Source organism: Neptunicoccus sediminis (assembly GCF_001719615.1).
In the GTDB taxonomy this organism is placed as follows: domain Bacteria; phylum Pseudomonadota; class Alphaproteobacteria; order Rhodobacterales; family Rhodobacteraceae; genus Amylibacter; species Amylibacter sediminis.
In genome coordinates this window covers 1-2,529 of the sequence record NZ_MDVX01000070.1, presented here as the reverse complement: position 1 = coordinate 2,529, position 2,529 = coordinate 1, and the positions used below count along the sequence as shown (strand labels likewise).

The 2,529-nt window shown below is 58.1% G+C and carries 3 protein-coding genes; all 3 read left to right on the top strand.

Annotated elements, in window-relative coordinates:
* Window positions 1-100: 100 nt before the first annotated feature.
* The 3 genes from tnpA (at window position 101) to tnpC (ending at window position 2,504) form a co-directional block, all read left to right on the top strand.
* A complete protein-coding gene (gene tnpA / locus BFV97_RS18320) occupies window positions 101-478 on the top strand; it encodes an IS66-like element accessory protein TnpA (protein ID WP_069301788.1) in 378 nt (125 codons plus the stop codon).
* A complete protein-coding gene (gene tnpB / locus BFV97_RS18315) occupies window positions 475-822 on the top strand; it encodes an IS66 family insertion sequence element accessory protein TnpB (RefSeq protein ID WP_069301787.1) in 348 nt (115 codons plus the stop codon). Before tnpA ends, tnpB begins: the two co-directional genes overlap by 4 nt.
* Before the next feature lie 62 nt (window positions 823-884).
* Complete coding sequence (tnpC, locus tag BFV97_RS18310; RefSeq protein ID WP_069301786.1) at window positions 885-2,504, top strand: IS66 family transposase; 1,620 nt, start codon at window positions 885-887, stop codon at window positions 2,502-2,504.
* Window positions 2,505-2,529: the final 25 nt, after the last annotated feature.

Sequence of the window (2,529 nt, the reverse complement as noted above, 5' to 3'; positions counted from 1 at the left end):
GTAACCGCCTCATTGGTACCGCCTTCTTGGTGATCAGATAGGATGTTAAGTTCTGTCGTTATTGTCGTCGTTATGGACGTTGTTTAATGCGGAGCGAGATATGCGTCATGAAGTTATTGTCGGTGTTGAGCGCAGAAGGCGCTGGCGGGATGATGAGAAGCAGGCGATCCTCGAAGAGGTTGGCATGAATGGGGCCACCGTCACCGATGTTGCTCGTCGCCATGACATCACACGCCAACATATCTACCAGTGGCGCCGGGCACTGCGACGCAAGGGCCTTGAGGCAGTTTCCGACAGGACGGTGTTTCTCCCGTTGCCTCCTCAGACAAGCGACGAGGCGCCTGACGTGCCCGTAGCGGCACCAGCACCGGCACCCGAGGTTGAAATCATCTTGAGGAATGGCCGCAGGTTGCGCTGCGCACAGGATTTGCCGACGGCCAGCCTTCACCATCTCATTCGAGCGGTGGAGACGATATGATTGGTCCCGGAACAGGGGTGCGCGTGTATTTGGCCTGCGGCGTTACGGATATGCGCAAAGGGATCGCTGGCTTGTCAGCTATGGCGCAAGATGTGTTGCGGCAGAAGCCGGCTGGCGGTGCTGTGTTTGCATTCCGTGGACGACGTGGTGACCGGATCAAACTACTCTATTGGGATGGTCAGGGGTTTTGCCTCTACTACAAAGTGTTGGAGCGTGGCCGCTTCCCGTGGCCAAGCGCCGAAGATGGCGCGTTGCGACTGACCTCCGCGCAGCTTGCGATGCTCTGGGAGGGCATAGATTGGCGGCGTCCGCACTGGGGTGCGCCACCTGCACGGGTCGGGTGAATTTATTGCCGTTTTAGCTCTATTTATATGGAGTTTTGGCCTGGTTTTTGGTAGTCAGGTGCATGACCAAACCTGTCGAAAACCTGCCCGATGATCCCGCCGTTTTGAAGGCGATGATTGCTCTTTTGCAGGCAGAAAACGACAAGATGGCGACCACGTTGCGCGTCCATGACCAACTGGTCCAAGCTCTGCGATTGCGGATCGCCAAGCTGCAGAAGCTGGCGTTCGGCAAATCTTCAGAAAAGGTTGAACGCGAGATCGAGCAGCTGGAACTGGCACTTGAAGATCTCTTTGTTGCAATGGCTGAAGACGACGACCAGCCCATTGATGAAGGGCAAGACGAACCCGACGATGAAGATGTCTCGCCGGAACCCAAGCTGCGGCGCCGTCCGCGTGTCTCGGCAGAGACACCCCGTGAGCGCCGCGAACTCGATCCCGGCTCCTGTTGCCTGGATTGTGGCGGCGACCTGCGCATCGTCGGAGAAGATGTCAGCGAACTTCTCGATATGATTGCCGCGCAAATGAAGGTGATCCAAATCGCCCGGATCAAGAAGTCCTGCCGTCGCTGCGAGCGTATGGTGCAAGAGCCGGCCCCAAGCCGCCCGATCCCGGGAAGCATGGCCGGGCCGAACCTGCTGGCCCATGTTCTGGTCTCGAAGTTCGATGACCACCTTCCGCTCTATCGCCAGCACGAGATCTTTGCCCGTATGGGGGCAGACATTCCGGAGAGCACGCTTGTCGGCTGGTGCGGACGCGCCATGCGCACCCTTCAGCCGCTGATCGAGTTGATCGAAGCTGATGTGATGGACAGTGATCTGCTGCATGCGGATGATACGCCGATCCAGGTGCTGGATCGCTCGAAGAAGGACAAAGGGCTTGGGAAGGGCGTGAAGAAAGGTCGGATTTGGACCTATGTCCGAGATCAAAGGCCTTGGGCCGGGGCGTCTCCGCCCGCCGCAACTTATGCCTTTGCTCCGAACTGGAAAGAGGAGCACGTCCATAAGCACCTCTCTGGGACCCGGGGCATCCTTCAAGCCGACGGCTATAAAGGTTATGCCAAGCTGTATGAGCCGGAAGCTGACGGTTCAAAGCGCCTGCGCGAGGCGGCGTGCTGGGCGCACTGGCGCCGGGACTTCCATGATGAATGGCAGAAAACCAAATCTGCGATTGCCCGCGAAGCAATCGACCGAATTGGCAAGATCTATGACATCGAGCGCGAGATCAACGGGCGGCCCGCAGTTGTCCGTCATGCCGCGCGTCAAGAACACAGCGCGCCACAGGTCGAAGCTTTCTTCGCCTGGTCCGAACAACAACTCTTGCGCCTTCCTGGCAAAAGCAATCTCGCAAAAGCGTTCCGCTATGGACTGTCGCGCCGGGATGCGTTCTGCCTGTTCCTGACGGATGGCCGTGTTGCCATAGACAACAATCCCGCCGAACGCGCCCTGCGCCCGATTGGCATTGGCAGGAAAAACTGGCTATTCGCCGGAGCCGACACGGGCGCTGAGACCCTCGCGCGGGCCATGACCATCATTGAAACCGCCAAGCTGAATGGTCTCGACCCACAAACCTATCTGGCAGACATCCTCGACCGAATCCATGATCACAAGATCAACCGACTTGAAGAGTTGTTGCCGTGGAATTGGGAACCGCTCGCCTCAAGAAGTGACACTCAAGCCGCTTAATCCGCGGTATCAATGAGGCGGTTAC

Coding starts and splice junctions, on each gene's coding strand:
- tnpC (WP_069301786.1), top strand. CDS start 885: ATGACCAAACCTGTCGAAAACCTGCCCGATGATCCCGCCGTTTTGAAG.
- tnpA (WP_069301788.1), top strand. CDS start 101: ATGCGTCATGAAGTTATTGTCGGTGTTGAGCGCAGAAGGCGCTGGCGG.
- tnpB (WP_069301787.1), top strand. CDS start 475: ATGATTGGTCCCGGAACAGGGGTGCGCGTGTATTTGGCCTGCGGCGTT.